The sequence below is a fragment of the Kribbella sp. NPDC004875 genome (assembly GCF_042873375.1).
GTDB lineage: Bacteria > Actinomycetota > Actinomycetes > Propionibacteriales > Kribbellaceae > Kribbella.
Map to the genome: position 1 here is coordinate 389,250 of NZ_JBIALI010000003.1, position 18,792 is coordinate 408,041.

The following is an 18,792-nucleotide window of genomic DNA, read 5'->3' on the forward strand; positions in this document are numbered from 1 at the left end:
TACTCCTCGCGGGCCGGACCGGAGCTGCGCTGGAGCTGCCGGACCGGAGCTGCTGTGCTGGAGCTAATGCGAAGGACAGGGCAGGATCACGAAGGTAGCGTGACCGGTCATGGAGATGCCCGAGATCAAACGCGCGATCGCGGCTGCGACGTCGATCGCCGCGTCACTCGACCTGCCGGCCGACGACGCGATCGTCCTCCACAACTCGAACAAGCTCGCGCTCCGACTGACGCCGTACGACGGCTTCGCCCGCGTCGCGCCTGTCGGGCAGGAGGTCGCCCAGTTCGAGATCGAGCTCGCTCAACGGCTCGCGGAGCTCGGATGCCCGGTGGCCGCCTTGGAGCCGCGCGCCGAACCGCGCGTGTACCAGCGCGACGGCTTCGCGGTCACGCTGTGGACCTACTACGAGCCCGCGACACCTGAGGTCTCGCCGGCCGAGTACGCCAAGGCTCTGGAACAGCTCCACGCCGGCATGCGCAAGGTCGACGCTCCGAGCCCGCGGTTCACCGATCGAATCAGCGAGGCACAGAAGATCGTTGCCAGCCCGGCTCTCTCACCGGAGCTCGCCGACGCAGACCGCGCGCTCCTCGCCGGCCGGCTGGACAGCGTGAGCCAAGCGATCGCCGTCCGCGACGCCCCTGAGCAGCTGCTCCACGGCGAACCGCACCCAGGCAATCTCCTCAGCACCAAGAACGGTCCACTCTTCATCGACTTCGAGACCTGCTGCCGAGGCCCGATCGAGTTCGACCTCGCCCACGTCTCCACCGCAGTCGCCGACCACTACCCCAACGTCGACCAGCCCCTGCTGGACGACTGCCGCCAACTGGTCCTGGCACTGCTCGCAGCCTGGCGCTGGGACGCCGCCGACCAGTTCCCCGGCCGCACCCACTTCCGGCAAACCTTCCTCCACCTCCTCCGCCAAGGCCCACCCTGGCCAACCCTGGACGCCATCCCCGCACCCCTCCCCAACCAATAACCACCCCCCGAAACCGCGCCCAGTAGCCAATCGCGAATCGGCGTGAACCACCGCGACTCGCCTCCGTCGTGCCGGAGGTGAGTGCTGCACCGGCGCCTCCTCTCAGTTGTGGAGTTGTCACTGAGAGTTTCGAAGGTGGGTGGGTTTGGGGTGCGGATGGTTACAGGTTGTCGATAACGGGAAGTGACCCTGGCGTGCGGGTGGCTGCGGAGTCGCTACCATCTGCGGAAACAGTGTGAGGAACGTTCGAATGATGGTCCGCCCGCTGGCGGGTTTGCCACCAAGAGTGTGAGGGTGTGGCTCATGAACATCGGTACCCGGAAGATCGTCGTCGACGAGGCGATCGCGCAGCTGCGGCTGTACGCCGAGACGAACGGCGCCGTGCTGCAGTACTACGACGGGTTGCCGGGGATGACCACCGTCGGTGGCTCCGACCCGAACCAGGTGACGCTCGAGGACCTCGGCCGGCTGATGGTGGTCGGCGCCGACCTGCGGGCGATGGACATTCCGTGGCTGCTCGAGGTCGAGGCGGAGAAGGAGCTCGCCGCGATCCCCGTGGACGCGCGGCTCGAGGACGCCGCGCCGGGGAGTGAACTGTTCGACGCGGCGATGGCGCTGGACGACAAGTTCACCGGCCACCGCGGGTTCGGGCACGCGAAGAAGTCGAAGCTCCTGCACCTCAAGCGCCCGTACCTGTTCCCGGTGACCGACAGCTTCATCCGGATGACGTATGGGACGGCGTCGGCCGGCGCCGCGTTCCTGTCGGCGGTCCGCGACGACCTGGTGAACCCGGCGAACGTCCGCGACTTCAAGACGCTGCAGGTCCGCCTGATCGGTGAGCCGGCCACCAGCGCGGCCCGGCTGCTCGGCGAGGTGCCGACGCTCCGCCTGCTCGACATCCTCGCCTCCCTCCTCGGCGAGGCGAAGTAGTCGCCCTACAGCACGCCGAGTCGGGCCAGGGGTTCGACGAGTTCGCGTTCCTCGTAGGACAGGTGTGACAGGAGCGTGTCGTCCAAGAGGTCGACCGCTGAGCGCAGCCCGTCGATCGAGCCTGACCCGTCAACCAACGCGACGAGCGCCTTGTCGACCCCTTCCAGCACGTCGTGAATCACCTTGTGCTCCTCCTGCAACCGGTCCACCACCGGCACCAGCGCCGGATCCGCCCGCCGCAGATGCGGGAACATCGAAGCGTCCTCGAGCGAGTGATGCGTAGTCACCAGCCGGCAGTACGACTCGCAGTACGTCCCCAGCGTCCAGTTGTTCTGCCGCATGGTCATCGTGTTGATGTGCGACCGTGCCGCCCCCACCCCCAGCGTCCCCGCCGCGACCTGCTCCACCAGATCCCGCACCTGCTCGAGCTCAGCGCGCAGATGGTCGTGTACGTCGATCAGATGCTGCCCCGACTGCAGCTGGTACGGCGTATACGTCCGCGACGGGTCGACTGCCGGACCAGTAGGCCGCTCCGACTCATCCAGCACCTCTACGGCGCTCCGCCGTACAGCCGGAGGCGGTGTCGGTACGACGCTGAACCCACCCGCGGGCACCGGAGCGGCCTGAACCACCGCAGCGCCTGACCGAGCCGCCTCAACCGCCTCACGGACCCCCGCTGCAACCTCAGCGAATCGCCTGATGTCGTCAGGGTTGTCGGAGGCAAGGATGTACGTGCTGATGCCTTCCCCCAGCGTCAGCTCGGTCAGCTGGTCGATCCACAGCTCCTCGGGCCCCTGCAGGAACCCGCCACCGCCACTGAACTGCCCACCCACGTTGTACAGCCGCCGGATCGCCGCCGGATCACGTCCAGCCTCCACCGCCGCCTCGTCGATGATCTTGTTCATCGCGGCCAGCTGATCCGGACCGGCGTACCCGCTGCTCGGCAGCCAGCCGTCGGCGAGCCGCCCGGTCAGCGCGAGCATCCGCGGCTTGTACGCACCCAGCCAGATCGACACGTCGTGCGCAGGCGCCGGACCGCGCTTCGCACCGGCGACGGTGTAGTGCTTCCCGTCCAGCCGGATGCCGCCGCACGTCGGCGTCCAGACCTCGCGCATGATCGCGATGGCCTCCTCGAGCGCCGTGATGCTCTGGCCGGCCGTCAGCCGCGGGCCGCCGTTCGCCGCGACCGCGTCCAGGAACCCGCCGGCACCGAGCCCGAGTTCGACCCGTCCGCCGGTGATCAGGTCGAGGGTCGCGACGCTGCGCGCGAGCACGACCGGCTGCCGGAGCGGCAGATTGGCGACGTTCGTGGTCACCTTGATCCGCTGGGTCTGGGCGGCGACGACGGAGAGCAGCGTCCAGGCGTCCATCAGCCGCGGCTGGTACGGGTGGTCCTGGAAGCTGACCAGGTCGAGACCGACCTGCTCGGTCAGTTGCGCCAGCGCGATCACGCGGTCCGGGTTGTCGACCGCGGGGGTCAGGAACGTACCGAAGACCAACTCGTGGCCGTAGTCCATGCTTCACCTTCACCTGTAGAAGTTCGCTCGAGCCAAACTACTTCGCTAGTCGAATAATCTCAACTACAGAACATCTACTCGCGGACGAGCAACGCGAAGGCCTCGGCCGGCGCGAGCGCGGAGCCCCGCGAGTACGCCTCCTGGTACGCCGTCGCGCCCAGCGCGGACTCCACGGCGGCCACCGCCCGGTCGAGATCCCCGGACTCGGTCGCGGCCATCAGATAGCTCTTGGTGGCGCGAGTGGCGGCCGCGCTGCCGAGGAGCGTCGCAGCGAGCGTCTTGTCCGGGTGGCAGCCGGCGATCCCCTCCAGCGACCAGCACATGCCACGCAGCGAGTCGAAGTCCTCCGAAACCCTGAACGCCTCGACATGCAGCGCCAACGCCTCGTCCAAGCGACCCTGGAGCTCCCGCACGAACCCGAGCTCCTCCAGCACGATCGACAGGTAGAGGACGGCTTCCTTCTGCCGCCCGGCCGCGGCGATCAGCCCCTCCAACCGCTCCGATGCCTCCTCCAACGCACCGGTACGGCGGGCCGCGAACCCGAGCACGAGTTCCGCGAGTGCCTGCGTCGAGCGCTGCCCTTGTTCGGTGGCGTATCGCAGCGCGCGCTCGCCGTACGTCCGGGCCGAGTCGAAGCGGCCCTGCCGGATCGAGGTCCAGCCGAGCATGCCCAGCGCGCTCGCGACCTCGGGCCACAACCCGATCTCCTCCGCCGCCTGCACGCCTTCGAGGTGCAGCCGCTCGGCCTCGTCGAAGTCACCGACGAGTTCGGCGTGCGCACCGAACCAGCCCGTCGCCTGCAGTACGCCCCACCGGTCCCCCAGCGCCCGGAAGATCCCGATGCTCTGGCACGCGTCGTCGTACAGCGCCGGCAGGTCCCCACGCACGTGCGCGTGCTTGGCCCGGGCCGCCAGCACGGCCGCTGTGCCCCACTGGTTGCCGTCGGCCTCGAACCGCTTCAGTGCCCGATCGAGCAGCGAATGGCAGGCCGCGAGGTCTCCCGCATCGGTGGCGGCGAAGCCGATCCACCACAGTCCCATCGCGTCCGCTGCGTCGACCCAGCGATCCCGCTCGCCGGCAGCATCCTGGTGCCCGAGCAGGTACCTGAACCCGACCCGCCACGCCCCAGCCCGAGCAGATCCCGGCACAGCCTCCAGCGACCGTAGCGCCTCGACGTGACGCCCACGCAGGAACCAGTACCACGCCAGCGCATCGACAAGCCGCTCTGCGAGTTCCGACTGCCCCGTGGCCACCGCTCGATCCAGTGCGGTCCGGAAGTTCGCAGAGTCCTCGTCCAGCAACTGCAGCCACCGCCCCTGCTCACCACCGAACAGACCAGGCCGAGCCGCCTCAGCCAGCGACACGTAGTACGCCAGGTGCTGCTGACGAACGGACTCGAGCTCACCGGCGGACCGCAGTTTCTCGACGCAGTACGCCGCCACCGACTCCAGCAACCGAAAGCGAGTCCCATCGACAGGTACGACGAGCGACCGGTCGACCAGCCGCACCAGGACATCGAGTACGTCGTCCTCACCACAGACAGTCGCCGCAGCCTCCGCCGTACAGCCATCCGCATGTACGGCGAGGCGCCGCAGAACGGACTGCTCCTCGGCGTCGAGCAGCTCCCAGCTCCAGTCGATCATCGCGTGCAGAGTCTGCTGTCGCGGCGCAGCACCGCGATGACCGGTCGCCAGCAACCGGAAGCGATCGTCCAGCCGCGCAACGAGCCCGTGTACGCCGAGCGCGCGCACTCGCGTTGCCGCAAGCTCCAAGGCCAGTGGGATGCCATCCAGGCGCCGGCAGAGCACCGACACATCGGCCACCGTCTCGTCGGTCAGTCCGAAGCCCCGCGACGCCGCAGCGGCCCTGGCAACGAACAACTGGACCGCACTGCACTCGCCGACCGCATCGAGCCCTGAAGACGCCGCTGGCACTTCCAGCGGCGGGACACTCCACACGACCTCACCAGCCAGGCCCAGCGGCTCGCGACTCGTCGCCAGCACGCGCAGACGGGGAGCCGCAGCCAGCAATCGGTCCGTCAGCAGCGCGACGTCCTCAACCACCTGCTCGCAGTTGTCCAGCACGAGCAACCGCGAGCCCATCACCGCGGCGAGCCGGTCCACGACCGCACCGGAGTCGCCGGCGTCGCGGAGATCCAATGCAGCCTGCACCGCATCAGTCAGCGAGTTGCTGACCGACAGCGCGTCAGGCGTGACTGCGGCAAGCTCGACCAGCACAACGCCGTCAGCAAACCGGTCCGACGATCTAGCTCCCGCAGCGAGCGCCAGACGCGTCTTGCCGACACCGCCGGGTCCAGTCAGCGTGACCAGCCGCGAAGACGCCAGGCACGAGTCAATCTCGGTCAGCGCCTCGGACCGCCCGATCAGGTCAGTCAGCTGCGCAGGGAGGTTGCTGCGAGCGTGCGGCAGCTCCTGCGTAAGAATCGACTGCTGCAGGGCCACCAGCTCCGGACCGGGATCCAGACCGAGTTCGTCGAGCAACAGTTGCCGCAGCTGGTCGAAACTCTCCAGAGCCTCGCTCTGCCGGCCAGTCCGGTAGAGCGCCTTCATGTGAGCGGCCCGGAGCCCCTCACGCAACGGATGGTCGCGCACGAGCTCAGACAGGTCGCTCACCGACAGGTCAGCCCGCTCGCACGCGCTGAGCCGCTCGTCCGTCAGCCGGGCAACAGCTGCCTCCACAAACGCTTCGTCCGCGAAGTCGGCGTACGCCGGGCCCCGCCACAGCGTCAGCGCCTCGTCGACCGCGCCGGCGGCGAGCAGCTCCCGGAACCGGAGCGCGTCGTGGCTGGAGCTCTCGACCGCGATCGAGTAGCCGGCCGGGCCGGACCGCACCAGCGAACGGCTGCCGGACTCGGCGTCCTCGAAAGCTCGGCGCAGCTGGGACACCTTCGCGGAGAGCGTCCCGGACGGGTTGCCGGGCAGCTCCGAACCCCACAGGTCGTCGATGAGCCGGTCCGCGGGCACCGGCCGCCCCTCGTGCACCAGCAGGTCAGCGAGCAGCGCCCGCACTTTCAGCCCCTGAATGACCACAGGTGTCCCCGCGTCCGTCCAGGCCGTCACCGGTCCCAGCACCCCGAAACGCATGTCCGCACCCTATTCCGCCCGGCGGCCCGTCGACCGGAAAGAAACCGTAAACCGCTTGCGGCAGAGTCTGACTCAGACGGAAGGAGGACGGACAATGCGACTGGCAGTGATCATCGGCAGCACACGGCGTGGGCGGTTCGGGCCGGTTGTCGCGCACTGGCTGGCAGCGCAGGCCGGCAAGCAGTTCGACGTCGACCTGGTCGATCTGGCCACGGCGAACCTGCCGGTCACGCTGGCTGACACCGACGACGAGACGCCCGCGGAAGTCGCCGTACTCGCACCGCGGCTGGCCGGAGCGGATGCCTTCGCCGTGGTCACGCCGGAGATCAACTGCAGCTTTCCGGCTTCACTGAAGACCGCACTGGACTGGTACTACGAGGAGTGGCACGCCAAGCCGGTCGCGATCGTCAGCTACGGCCGGGAGTCCGGTGGCTGCTACGCCGTCGCACAGCTCCGGCAGGTGTTCGCCGAGCTCCAGGCCGTCACCATTCGCAACACCGTCGCACTGCCTCGCTACTGGGAGCAGTTCACGACCGACGGCGGCTGGCCGAGGCCTGCCGCCGGCTACGAGGCAGACGCCAAGCTCATGCTCGACCAGCTCGTCTGGTGGGCCGAAGCACTCCGGAACGCTCGCACGCAGCGTCCCTACCAACCCTGAAAGGACAGACCCATGAGGAAGCTGATCGAATCCACCTTCGTCACCCTGAACGGCGTCATCGAGGAGCCGCAGCGCTGGAGCCCGCCGTACTGGGACGACGAGCACGCGGCGTACTCGCAAGGCCTGATGGAGGGCGTCGACGCGCAGGTGCTCGGCCGCGTCACCTACGAAGGGTTCGCGGACGCCTGGTCGCAGCGCAGCGGTGACCCGTTCACCGACCACTTCAACGCCATGCCGAAGTACGTCGCCTCGCGCACCGTCACCGAGTGGAAGTGGAACGCGCAGCCGCTCGAGGGCGACGCGGCCGACGCCGTCCGCAAGCTCAAGGCGACCGACGGCGGGGACCTGATCAAGTACGGCACCGGGTCGTTCTCCAAGACCCTGCTCGAGAACAAGCTCGTCGACGAGTACCACTTCTGGATCTTCCCGGTGGTGGCCGACGGCGCGAACATGTTCCAGGGCGACGGGATCGACCTGACCCACCTGCAACTGCTCGGTACGACGACCTTCAAGTCCGGCATCGTCGTCCACAAGCTCGCCCCCAAGGCCTGAGCACAGCACCGGAACAGACTGGAACAGAGACCTGCGGGCCGGTACGACGACGTACCCGCCCGCAGGTTTCGTTGCCTAGGGCATGATGTTCTGGTTGAGGTGGAACAGGTTGTCCGGGTCGTACTCGCGCTTGACGTCGGCGAGCCGGTCGTAGTTCTGCCGGTAGTTCTCGCGGATCCGGCCCTGGTCGTCACCGGCCATGAAGTTGATGTAGCCGCCGGCCTCGGAGTGCGGCGCGATGTCGTCGTAGTACGAGCGCACCCACTCGATACCGGCCTCGTTCTGCGCCGGGTCCGGCCACATGCCGGCGATCACGGTCGCGAAGTTCGCGTCCCGGTAGGCGAACGCGGTCGCGTCCGGCGTGACCCGGTGCACGGCACCGTTGATCGGGTAGATGTGCACGGTCGAATTCACCGCCGGCAGGCCGGGCGCGTGCCGCAGGTGCGCCTGGATCGCCTCGTCGGTCAGCTCGGTGACGAAGTTCGCCTTCCAGTAGTGCTGGAGCCCCGGTGGCACCAGGTCGTCGAACAGCGAGTTCAGCACCGGGTACGGCATCGGGCCCACCATCTCCGCGACGACCGGCGCGAACTCACGGAACTTCGAGATCTGCGCCTCGCCCTGGTCCAGGTCGCCGGCCCAGCAGCCGACCACCGCAGCGAACGGCTCACCGTGCCGGTCCTCCGGGATGAACGGCAGCGGCGGCGCGATCTGGAAGGCCGGGAACCCGCCGAGCTGCTCCGGCGCGTCCTTGATCAGCTCCCGGAATCCGGTGAGTACGGCGGTCGCGTCGGACAGCTCGAAGAACATCGCGCCGGCGTAGACCGTCGAGACCGGTGCCAGCCCGAACTCGAGCGCGGTCACCACACCGAAGTTGCCACCACCGCCACGCAGGGCCCAGAACAGGTCCTCGTTCTCCTTCTCGCTGGCGACCAGGAACCGCCCGTCCGCAGTCACCACGTCCGCCGAGACCAGGTTGTCGCAGGACAGCCCGAGGCCGCGCGCGAGGTACCCGATGCCGCCGCCGAGCGTCAGACCGCCGACGCCGGTGGTCGAGATGATCCCGCCGGTCGTGGCCAGCCCGAACGCGTGCGTCGCCGCGTTGAAGTCGCCCCAGGTCGCGCCGCCACCGGCCCGCGCCGTCCGGTTCAGCGGATCGACCCGGACGTTGCGCAGCGCGTGCAGGTCGATGACCAGACCGTCGTCGACCGTGCCGAACCCGGGCACGCTGTGCCCACCACCGCGGACCGCGAGCTCCAGGTCGTTCGTCCGCGCGTACTCGATCGACGCCATCACGTCGCCGGCGTTCTCGCAGCGGACGATCACCTGCGGCCGCTTGTCGTGCATCCAGTTGTTGACCCGGCGCGCCGCGTCGTACTCCTCATCGCCTACGGTGATGACCTGTCCGCGCGTGCGTTCCCTGAAGTCCTCGATCGCGCCCATGTTGTGCTCTCCGAAACGTGTCGCCTGTCGCACAGCGGCGTACGCGCAGCGCACACCGCGCAGACCGGTCGTCGCCGACGAGCGCAGCGCGATTGCTTCCACCCCAGAGAGCAGCTGGACCCCCGACGGGCGACGCGATCCTCCCCCAGACCCGCCCGTTCACCCCCGACCTTCCCAACCCGGGGCAGATTCGTCAATCCCTCTCGGACCCGGTCACCGCAAGGTGCTGAGCAGCCGGCCCTGCGCCTGCTCGAGGTGATACGCGAGGTGGTCCGCCGCACTCGCCGGGTCGCCGTCCTCGATCGCCTTCAGGATCGCCGCGTGCTCCTCGGCGACGGTCGACGGCGCGGCCTTCCGGTGCGCCTGGTACTGCCCCATCGTCAGGTGCACCTCGCCGATGATCAGCTCGTGCATCCGGGTCAGCCGCCGGCTGCCGACCGCGGCCACCAGCGCGGTGTGGAAGGCGATATCGGCCTCGACCTGGTTCTCGAACACGTGGTCGCGGGCCGCGTACTCGATCGCCACCTGCGCCCGGGCCGCGTCGGCGGGCACCGCGCCGGTCGCGGCCAGCGCCGACACGGCCGCCTTCTCGATCGTCATCCGGCTGAAGAACAGGTCCCGGATCTCGTCGGAGTCGAGCACCGGGACCACCGCGGTCTTGTGCGCCGTCCGCCGCAGCAGGCCGAGCGCGGTGAGCCGCTCCAGGGCGGCCTTCGCGGTCGGCCGGGCCACGTTGTACTCGGTCGCGAGCCGGACCTCGGTGAGCTTCTCCCCCTGCGGGATCTCGCCGTTCACGATCCGCTTGCGGACCGACGCGTAGAGCGCGTCGGTCAGCGACGACGGCTCGAGCTCCAGGCGCGCTTCGGTCGGCACGGTACCCCTCCAAGAAGACGAAACTGGTCTGGCAAGTGTACGTGCCTAATAACCCGCGGCCTTGTCAACCACGTTGTGCAGCGGTTCGCCGGTGACGAAACGGCGGATGTTGTCCGCGACGATCTCCTGCGAACGCCGCAGCGTGCCGTCGCTGGTGGCGCCGTTGTGTGGTGTCACGACGACGTTCGGCAGCGACCAGAACGGGCTGTCCGGCGGCAACGGTTCCACGCCGTGCGCATCCAGCCCGGCACCCGCGATCTGCCCCGACGTCAACGCCTCCAGCAACGCGTCGTCGTCCGCGATCCCGCCGCGGGAAATGTTCACGAAGTACGCCGTCGGCTTCATCCGGGCGAACGCGGCGCGATCGAAGACGCCCGTAGTGGCAGGCGTCCGCGGTGTCGTCACGACGACGAAGTCGGACTCGGACAGCAACGTGCCGAAGTCACACAACTCGTCGACATTCGGCGACGGTTGCTCCGGACGCCGCCGTACGCCGAGCACGCGCATGTGGAACGCCTTCGCCTTGAGCGCCAGGTCGAGGCCGGAGTTGCCGAGACCGTAGATGCCCACGGTCCGACCGGCCAGCTCGCCGTGCCGGTAGTGGTCCCAGCGGTGCTCGGCCTGCGCGCGCATCCACCGCGGTACGTCGCGGTTCAGCATCATCATCAACAGGATCGAGTGCTCGGCGAGCGAGATCCCGCCGTTGCCCGCGCTCGAGGTGAGGACGACCGGCGAGGCGATCATCTCCGGCGTCAGGTCGGAGTCGACGCCGGCCGACGGGCTGTGCACCCACCGCAGCTCCCGCGCCTTGTCCAGTACGTCGGCCGGCAGGTGCCCGATCACCGCCTGCACGCCGTCGAACGTCTCGTGTTCCAGCGACTCGACGAACCGGACCGGTACGGCGCCCGCGGCCTCGACGTACGCCGGGTTCTCTTTGCCTACGACAACGATCATTTCAGCCCCGTGGTGGCGATGCCGCGGATCAGGTATTTCTGGGCCACGGCGAAGAAGATCAGGATCGGGATCAGGGACAGCAGCGACATCGCGAACAGCATTCCCACTCCACTCTGGGTCTCGGAGTCGACCATGGAGTTCAGCGCCACCGGCACGGTGAACACCTGCGTCCTGGTCAGGTAGATCAACGGTACGAAGAAATCGTTCCAGGTCCAGATGAAGGTGAAGATCGTGGTCGTCACCAGCGCGGGCCGCATCAGCGGCAGGACGACGTACCAGAAGGTCAGGAACGGGCCGGCGCCGTCGATCCAGGCGGCCCGGTCGAGCTCGCGGGGCAGCGTCCGGATGAACTGCACCATCAGGAACACGAAGAACGCGTCGGTGGCCAGGAACTTCGGGATCAGCAGCGGCCAGTAGGTGTTCACCAGCCCCAGCTGCGAGAAGAAGATGTACTGCGGGATGACCAGCACGTGGAACGGCAGCATCACCGAGGCGAGCGTGATCGCGAAGTACACCGTCCGCATCCGGAACTGCAGCCGGGCCAGCGCGTACGCCGTCAGCGAGCACGAGAACAGGTTGCCGGCGATCGACGCGAGCGTGACGACGAGCGAGTTCACGAAGAACGCGGAGAACGGCCGGTTCAGCGCGTGCCAGCCGTCCTTGAAGTTCTGGAACGTCATGTCGTGCGGGATCAGGCCCGGCTCGGTGAGGATCTGCTCGGGTGGTTTGAACGCGCTCACCACCATCCAGACGAGCGGATAGATCATGAACAGGACGAACACCAGGAGACCGGCGTGTTTGAGCACAGAACTCTTCATCAGCTGTCTCCGTAGAAGACCCAGTACTTCGAGACGAGGAAGTGCAGCGCGGTGACGACGGCGATCGCGACCATCAGCACCCAGGCCAGCGCGGACGCGTAGCCCATGTCGAACGCGACGAAACCCTGCTGGTACACGTACAGCGTGTAGAACAGCGTCGAGTTCGCCGGACCGCCGGTGCCGCCACTGACGATGTGGGCCTGGGTGAAGGTCTGGAAAGCGCCGATCGTCTGCAGGATCAGGTTGAAGAAGATGATCGGGGTGAGCAGCGGGATCGTCACGTTGGTGAACTGCCGCCAGACCCCGGCGCCGTCGACGCGCGCGGCCTCGTACAGCTCGTCGGGGATCTGCCGCAGCCCGGCCAGGAAGATCACCATCGGCGAACCGAACGTCCACACGTTCAGGACGATCAGCGTCGCCAGCGCCGTCCGCGGGTTCTGCAGCCAGCTCTCGCCGTGGATCCCGATCAGCGCCAGCCCCTTGTTGACCAGGCCGTCGTCGCCGAAGATCTCCCGCCACAGGATCGCGATCGCCACGCTCGAGCCCAGCAGCGACGGCAGGTAGAACGCGCTGCGGTAGAACGCCAGCCCGCTCAGGCCGCGGTCCAGGATCAGCGCGAGCAGCAGCGCGAACGCGAGCTGCAGCGGTACCGAGACCAGGACGTAGATCAGCGTGACCTTCACCGACGCCCAGAACTGGTCGTCGTGGACCATCCGCTGGAAGTTCTCCAGCCCGGTCCACTCCGGCGGGTTGAGGATGTCGTAGTTCGTGAACGCCAGGTACAGCGAGGCCAGCAGGGGTACGGCGGTGATCAGCAGGAACCCCAACTGCCAGGGGATCAGGAAGACGTGCGCCGCCCGCCCCTGGCGGTTGAGGTGGAACCGCGTCCTGGTCATGCGGCCCGCTTGATCCCGGCGCCGATCTCGTCGACGAGCTTCTTCGCACCGTCCGGTACGGCGGTCTTCCCGAGCGCGATCTCCTCGCAGATCCGGGCCATCGTGGTCCGCCAGGTGCTCGACCCGGGTGGCGCCTCGTACCGCGGTTTGCGCTCGGCGGCCCGCTCCTTGGCGACCACCGCGAGCATCTCCTTCTCGTCCGGGCTCGCGAACGCGGCGGACTGCTCGGCAACCTTCGGGTTGATCGGGGCGCCCATCGTCAGCCGGACGGTCTTCAGCATGTCGGCGCTGTTCACGTTGTAGTCGAGCACCTTGCCGGCCGCCTCGAGGTTGCCGTCATCGATCCGCTGGTAGATCGCCATCCGCGGGAAGTACAGGTACTTGTGGCCGGCCGGCGCGCCCGCGGCGACCGGCGCCGGGCGCAGCCGGAACTTCTCCTTCGGGAACATCTTCGCGTCGTCGATGATGTGATTGGAGTTGCCGAACATCACCAGCGTCTTCTTCCCCACCTGCGCCCAGTCCGGGCCCATCCCCTCCTGCTCGCTGAGCGACAGCGCACCGCCGGCCTTGCGCAGCTTCTCCCACCAGTCGAGCCAGCTGCCCAATCCGTCCACGGTGAATCCGATCTGCCCGTCCTCGGTCCACAACTGCTCACCCCGCTGCCGCAACCACGCCTCGAAGGTCAGGTCGTGATCGGGTACGTACGGGACGCCCTTGCGCTTCCCGGGGTTGTTCTTGCTGTAGGCAATCAACAGCTCGGACAGGCTGTCCCAGCTCCAGCCCGGTCCGGGCTCCGGGATCGTCACGCCGTCCGCCTTCGCGACGGTCTCGTTGTACCGGACCACCGGCGTGGTGATCGCGAACGGCAGCGTGTTCAGCTGGCCGCCGAGCTTGAACGTCTCCAGCTCGTCCTTGCTGTAGTCGTCCCACTTCAGCGTCGGGATGTCGTCCAGCTTCCGGTACAGCTTGCTCTTGTGGTACGTCATCACCTGCGGCGACGCGATCCAGAAGATGTCCGGTACGTCGCGGGCGGCGATCTGTGTCGTCATCCGTTCCTGGAAGGCCGTGTAGTCGGCGAACTCCGGCTCGATCGTGATCGACGGGTTCGCCGCGCTGAACTGCTTCAGTGCCTTGGTGTAGTTCTGCTGGCGGATGCTGTTGCCCCACCAGGCATACCGCAAGGTGACGTTCCCGCCGCCGCCGGACGGTCCACCACCGCTCCCGCCGCACCCTGCCAGCCCGGTCGCGGCGCCGGCCACCAGCGCGGCCTTGAGAAACCCTCGTCGATCCATCCCGCTCTCCTCACGCACAGACGAGTACTTCGAACAACCCGAGTTCCGGTACCTGCACCCACCCGTCCTCGACGGGCAGGCGCTCCCCCGCGCTGAGTGCTTCGACTCCCCGTACGCCGTCCGGCACCCGCAGCCGCCCCGGCCCGATCGGCACCGGCGGCGCGAACCGCTGGTCCATGTCCCCGGACCGGTTCAGCAGATGGACGACGTACCCCGCCGCCGACCGCCCGACGACGACCTCGACCTGTTCGGGCAGGTCCGTCTCGATCGCACTGTCCAACTGGGCCACCTGGTCCACGAACAGATCCCGGTGCACGGTCAGCCCGACCTCGCGGTACGCCTGCCCGATCGTCCACGGGAACAGGACCGCGGTCCCCCGCCGCACCATCCCCGGATGCGGCAACACTTGATGCCCGTGACACTTCTCCGGCGGCCCGTACGGCGCCCGCGAGTACGCGAACAGCCCGACCTCGTCGGCCACGTCGGGCGCCACCACCTGAAAGGACCCCACCACCGGGACCCCACCCTCGAGATGCAGTCCCCGCGTGGTGCTTTCGGTCGCGTACGACGCCAGTCGCCGTACCGCCACTCGCGCCACCTCGGTGGTGCCCGTGGCAACGATCCGGCCGTCGTACTCCCCGAGCTCGACCGGCCCGAGGTCAGGCAGCACGACCACTCGATAGCGGCTGAGGTCGACCTCGCCAAGCCGTTCCACCGGCAGCACGTCGAACGGCACGTGCCGCTGCAGAAGTGCGAGATACAGACCTTCGAACTCAGCGCGCGAGTGCCCTGGTCTGACCAGTAGCGTCTCCGCGGCCGGCACCAGGTCCCGATAGACCTCCGCATGATCGCGGTGGAATCGGGTGAGTTCGGCCGCGACGTCCAGGCAGGCGTAGGGCGTGGTCGACGGAGTGCCCATGATGTACGTCGACGGATTGGCACCGCGGGCGATGGCTTGCAGGAGGTACTGGGCGAAGTGCTGCGGGTCCTCGCCGGCCAGCCGGTACGGCATGTCCACGAAGCCGACCGAGTTCGTCAGCACCGGGACCGACGGGCGATACGTCTTGGCCGCGCTCACGCTCTCGCTGGTCCGGTGATGCCACAGCCGGCGCCCGACCGCGTTGTTCGCCTCGTGGAAGACGATGTCCGCCCGGTCTCCCAGCACCAGAGGGGCTTCCGGCCGGCGGCTGGCCAGGTGGTCCCGGATCCGGCCGGTCAGATCGGCCAGTACACCCTGCGCGAACACCTGCCAGTCGGCGTATCCCGGCGAGTCACGGTCGGTCGGCAGCACACCGCCGTACCGCTGCCGGCAGGCGACGCAGTGGCAGACGCCGTGGTAGACGCGGCTGTAGTCGACCTCGTTGAACGACATCCAGTTGCAGAAGAAGCCGTCCAGCGGATAGCGGTCGAGCACCTCGTCGAGAACGTCGAACAGGCGAGCCTGGTAGTAGTCGCCGCTCGGGCAGACACTCGTCAGCCCGTTGTAGACCTGCCGCTCGCCGCCGGGCCCGACGAAGCACCACTCCGGGTGCGCCTCGGCCCGCCGCTGGTCGATCTTGGAGAAGTCCATCCGGCCCATCACCCTGATCCCCCGCTGCGCCGCCGCCTGAACCGCGTCGCCGACCAGGTCACCGGACGGCCGCTCCGAGAGGTACGGATTGCGGGTCTGGAACTCCAGGTCCGTCGGATAGTTGGACAGGATCCCGCCGACGCTCAGCAGCCAGGTGTCGGCGCCGAACTCCTCCAGATAATCCAGCACGGCCTCCACATCCAGCCCGGCGTCGATCTCGCGGAGGTTGGTCTGGAACATCCGGAACGGTTCCTGCCACCAGAGCTTCATCGATGCTCCCGCCGCAGGGTCCGGTACAGCGCGGAGTGGTCCAGTTCCCCGTCGCCGTCCGCGATCGCGGCGTTCATCAGCTGCTGCGTCGCGGCCGTGTTCGGCAACGCCAGATCCAGCTCGGCCGCGGCCTGCACGGCCAGCCCGAGATCCTTGCGGTGCAGCCGCAGCCGGAACCCGGGCGCGAACGCCTCCTGCACCATCCGCTCGCCATGCACCTCGAGGATCCGCGAGCTCGCGAACCCACCCATCAACGCCTGCCGCACGACGGCCGGGTCCGCGCCCGCCCGCTCGGCGAACAGCAGCCCTTCGGCGACCGCTTCGATGGTCAGGCCAACGATGATCTGGTTCGCCACCTTCGCCGTCTGACCGGCTCCCGCGCCGCCGATCAGCGTGACGTTCTTCCCGAGCACGTCGAGGATCGGCCGGGCCCGCTCGAACACCTCCGGCCGGCCGCCCGCCATGATCGTCAGCGTCCCGTCCCGGGCACCGATCTCACCGCCGGACACGGGCGCGTCGAGGTACTCGCAGCCCAGTTTCTCGATCAGCTGCGCGAACCCGATGGTCGCGGTCGGCGAGATCGAGCTCATGTCGATCACCAGCGAGCCCGCCCGCAGTCCCTCCGCGACGCCGCCCGGCGCGAACAGTGCCGACTCGACGTCCGGCGTGTCGGGCACCATCAGGATCACGACATCGGACCGCTCGGCGACCTCCTTGCCCGAACCACACACGTGGGCGTCGAGGTCGGTGCGGCCGCGGTACACCGACAGCTCATGACCGGCCGCCAGCAGGTTGCCGGCCATCGGACGGCCCATCACACCGAGGCCGATGAACCCGATCCTCATGCCTGGCTCCAATCCACGTGCACGACCTCGAGCAGGCCCGCGGCCGGAACCACGACCTCGGCCCGCCCACCCACGACAGCCGTCTCGACCTCAACCCCGGCCACCAGCAACCGGACCCGCGCCCGATCCACCGGCACCGCAACCGAGACCGTCTGTGGCGGAAGCGGCAGGGTCTCCCGGATCGGCCCGCGCATCGTCATCGGGTTCGTGAGGTTGACCAGGGCAACGGCCAGCTCCTGGTCGCCCCGATGGACGGCGACGTCCACCAGGCCGGCGCCTTCGACGGTCACCTCAGGCGTTGTTCCGAGGGCCCAACCGACCGCGTTCGCGATCAACCGGCCATGGTCGGACTGCAGCGCCTCCCAGAAGATCGCGCCGACGTTGAACGGGAAGTACACCGTCCGGCCGCCCTGCGCGTTCTCGGTGCAGACGACCGCCGGCTTGTCCGGCGCCTCCCGCTGGTAGACCTCCTCCATCGGCAGGTCGGGGAAGTCCGGGATGAACCGGAACGGTGCCACCGCGTCCGACTCCACACCAATGATGTGGGTGCCACCAATGATACGCGTCGTACCGGCGAACCCGGCGTTCAACGGATGCGCGCCGGTCAGTGCGATGTAGTTGTTCTGCACCGGCCGGCTCGGCTCGGTCAGATGGACGTTGAGAACGGCACCGAGCCCGAAGTCCGCACGCGCCGCACCGTTCTCGTCGTACAACGAGGTCTGGTACGCCGCCACCAGCGACCCGCCGCTCTCGACGTACTCGGTCAGCACGGTGCACTGCGCGTCGCTCAGCTGCTCCGCGTTCGCCAGCACGATCACCTTGAACTCGCGCAACCGCTCCAGCGACATCATCTGGTCGGAGACGAACTCGAACGGGACGCGGGCCTCGACGAGTGCGTGGTAGAAGCCGTCCTCGTGATCGTTGTCCCCGGCCCGTAGCTGGCCGGTCCGCGTCGGGTCGAGCAGTGCGACGTCCGCGCTGATCCGTAGGTCCTTGAGCACCGGCTCGACCGTCGCGTGCAGGTTGAACGCGTCGACGACCGGCTGCACCCACCGCTCGTCCGGGACACTCGCGTTGAACTTGGTGAACCAGGGCAACGCACCGTGCGCGAACCCGTCGACGATCCAGGTCTTCGTCTCCTCGCCCGGGGCGACCGAGTCCTTCCAGCGGTATTTGTGTTCCGGCCCGACCGAGGTGATCAGCCGCACCGGCTTGTCCGGGAACACGGCGCGGTTGCGCTTCCCGTTCCGCCCGGCGGCCCACGGCACCTCGAGCCCGTGCCGACCCTGCTTGTCGATGATGAACAGCGGTGCGACCGGCTCGGCCAGGTCCCGGGCGAGGTCGCGCGCGGCGAGCGCGCCCATGTTCGGGATGAACCGCGCATCGGGCCGCAGGTCCCGCACCGCCTGGTCCCAGATCGCGACCAGCTCACCGAGCCGCCTGCGCCGCCACGCGACGTACTCCGGCCACCCGTCCCCGTGCTCCTCGAGCGGCAGCTCCAGACCCGTCTCGTCCCGGAACGACTTCCGCGCCGCCTCGCTGTACGAGATCCCGTAGTACCCCTCCCACCGGTTCGCGAAGACCGCGTCCACGTCGTACTCGCGGACGATCTCGCGGATCACCTCGGTGATGAACTCCCCGTGGTACGGCGTGAACGCGCAGGTCAGCCAGATGCCGGGATAGGCCCAGTGCTCGATCGGGTTGCCGTCCTTGTCCCGGGCCAGCCACTCGGGGTGTGCCGCGGCGGCGTCGGCGTGGATCGCGTGCGGATCGACGCGGGCCATCACGCTCATGCCGAGTTTGCGGGCGCCGTCCACGAGGGTGCCGAACGGGTCGGTGCCGTTGAGGTACTTGCTGCGGTAGTGGTACTCGAGCTGGGTCGGGTAGTAGGCGACGTACCCGCCGGCGCTGATGCAGGTCGCGTTCGACTTGCTGTCGCGCATCAGCCGGAGCCAGAAGTCCGCGTCGAAATGCTCGGGATCGTCCTCGGCCAGGGTGATCTGGGCCCACCGGGTCGCCGCCAACGGCCAGTTCTGCATTGCGCCTCCGGAGTCGTCGGTATGCCGAAGATTGTTAGACAAGATTGCACGACTGGCA

15 protein-coding genes are annotated in these 18,792 nt (G+C 68.3%); 4 read left to right on the forward strand and 11 right to left on the reverse strand.

The window, feature by feature from the left end; genetic code table 11:
• The first annotated feature begins 109 nt into the window (after positions 1-109).
• The gene (locus tag ACFYRH_RS19045) at positions 110-976 is read left to right on the forward strand and encodes a phosphotransferase enzyme family protein (RefSeq protein ID WP_387776370.1); all 867 of its coding nucleotides are present in this window, start codon (positions 110-112) and stop codon (positions 974-976) included.
• Between the two features lie 303 nt (positions 977-1,279).
• Positions 1,280-1,906 (forward strand): DUF6308 family protein, encoded by a 627-nt coding sequence (locus tag ACFYRH_RS19050; RefSeq protein WP_387776373.1) that lies wholly within the window; start codon positions 1,280-1,282, stop codon positions 1,904-1,906.
• A gap of 5 nt (positions 1,907-1,911) precedes the next feature.
• Here the strand turns inward: ACFYRH_RS19050 and ACFYRH_RS19055 are convergent, their stop codons facing one another.
• Positions 1,912-3,423 carry an LLM class flavin-dependent oxidoreductase gene (locus ACFYRH_RS19055; protein WP_387776376.1) on the reverse strand — a complete coding sequence of 504 codons (1,512 nt, stop codon included), beginning with the start codon at positions 3,421-3,423 and terminating at the stop codon, positions 1,912-1,914.
• A gap of 74 nt (positions 3,424-3,497) precedes the next feature.
• On the reverse strand, positions 3,498-6,527 hold the full coding sequence (locus ACFYRH_RS19060; RefSeq protein WP_387776379.1) for a BTAD domain-containing putative transcriptional regulator: 3,030 nt from the start codon (positions 6,525-6,527) through the stop codon (positions 3,498-3,500).
• Positions 6,528-6,621: 94 nt separating this feature from the next.
• On the opposite strand from ACFYRH_RS19060, the gene ACFYRH_RS19065 reads away from it, so the two are divergent.
• Together ACFYRH_RS19065 and ACFYRH_RS19070 are read left to right on the forward strand one after the other, a co-directional pair.
• On the forward strand, positions 6,622-7,185 hold the full coding sequence (locus ACFYRH_RS19065; protein WP_387776382.1) for an NADPH-dependent FMN reductase: 564 nt from the start codon (positions 6,622-6,624) through the stop codon (positions 7,183-7,185).
• Between the two features lie 12 nt (positions 7,186-7,197).
• Positions 7,198-7,737, forward strand: coding sequence for a dihydrofolate reductase family protein (locus tag ACFYRH_RS19070; RefSeq protein WP_387776385.1), 540 nt, complete (start codon positions 7,198-7,200; stop codon positions 7,735-7,737).
• Between the two features lie 75 nt (positions 7,738-7,812).
• Here the strand turns inward: ACFYRH_RS19070 and ACFYRH_RS19075 are convergent, their stop codons facing one another.
• From ACFYRH_RS19075 to ACFYRH_RS19115, 9 genes are all read right to left on the reverse strand, one after another.
• The gene (locus ACFYRH_RS19075; protein ID WP_387776388.1) at positions 7,813-9,279 is read right to left on the reverse strand and encodes an FAD-binding oxidoreductase; all 1,467 of its coding nucleotides are present in this window, start codon (positions 9,277-9,279) and stop codon (positions 7,813-7,815) included.
• A gap of 111 nt (positions 9,280-9,390) precedes the next feature.
• The gene (locus ACFYRH_RS19080; RefSeq protein WP_387776391.1) at positions 9,391-10,050 is read right to left on the reverse strand and encodes a GntR family transcriptional regulator; all 660 of its coding nucleotides are present in this window, start codon (positions 10,048-10,050) and stop codon (positions 9,391-9,393) included.
• Between the two features lie 45 nt (positions 10,051-10,095).
• On the reverse strand, positions 10,096-11,004 hold the full coding sequence (locus tag ACFYRH_RS19085; RefSeq protein ID WP_387776394.1) for a D-2-hydroxyacid dehydrogenase: 909 nt from the start codon (positions 11,002-11,004) through the stop codon (positions 10,096-10,098).
• Positions 11,001-11,822 (reverse strand): carbohydrate ABC transporter permease, encoded by an 822-nt coding sequence (locus ACFYRH_RS19090; RefSeq protein ID WP_387776397.1) that lies wholly within the window; start codon positions 11,820-11,822, stop codon positions 11,001-11,003. Before ACFYRH_RS19090 ends, ACFYRH_RS19085 begins: the two co-directional genes overlap by 4 nt.
• A complete protein-coding gene (locus tag ACFYRH_RS19095; RefSeq protein ID WP_387776400.1) occupies positions 11,822-12,718 on the reverse strand; it encodes a carbohydrate ABC transporter permease in 897 nt (298 codons plus the stop codon). The genes ACFYRH_RS19090 and ACFYRH_RS19095 overlap by 1 nt, the downstream gene beginning before the upstream one ends.
• On the reverse strand, positions 12,715-14,010 hold the full coding sequence (locus ACFYRH_RS19100; protein WP_387776403.1) for an ABC transporter substrate-binding protein: 1,296 nt from the start codon (positions 14,008-14,010) through the stop codon (positions 12,715-12,717). The genes ACFYRH_RS19095 and ACFYRH_RS19100 overlap by 4 nt, the downstream gene beginning before the upstream one ends.
• A gap of 10 nt (positions 14,011-14,020) precedes the next feature.
• Positions 14,021-15,850: an alpha-amylase family protein gene (locus tag ACFYRH_RS19105; protein ID WP_387776406.1), complete on the reverse strand. Its 1,830-nt coding sequence runs from the start codon at positions 15,848-15,850 to the stop codon at positions 14,021-14,023.
• On the reverse strand, positions 15,847-16,695 hold the full coding sequence (locus tag ACFYRH_RS19110; RefSeq protein ID WP_387776409.1) for a 2-hydroxy-3-oxopropionate reductase: 849 nt from the start codon (positions 16,693-16,695) through the stop codon (positions 15,847-15,849). Before ACFYRH_RS19110 ends, ACFYRH_RS19105 begins: the two co-directional genes overlap by 4 nt.
• Complete coding sequence (locus ACFYRH_RS19115) at positions 16,692-18,734, reverse strand: alpha-amylase family protein (protein ID WP_387776412.1); 2,043 nt, start codon at positions 18,732-18,734, stop codon at positions 16,692-16,694. Before ACFYRH_RS19115 ends, ACFYRH_RS19110 begins: the two co-directional genes overlap by 4 nt.
• Positions 18,735-18,792 lie beyond the last annotated feature (58 nt).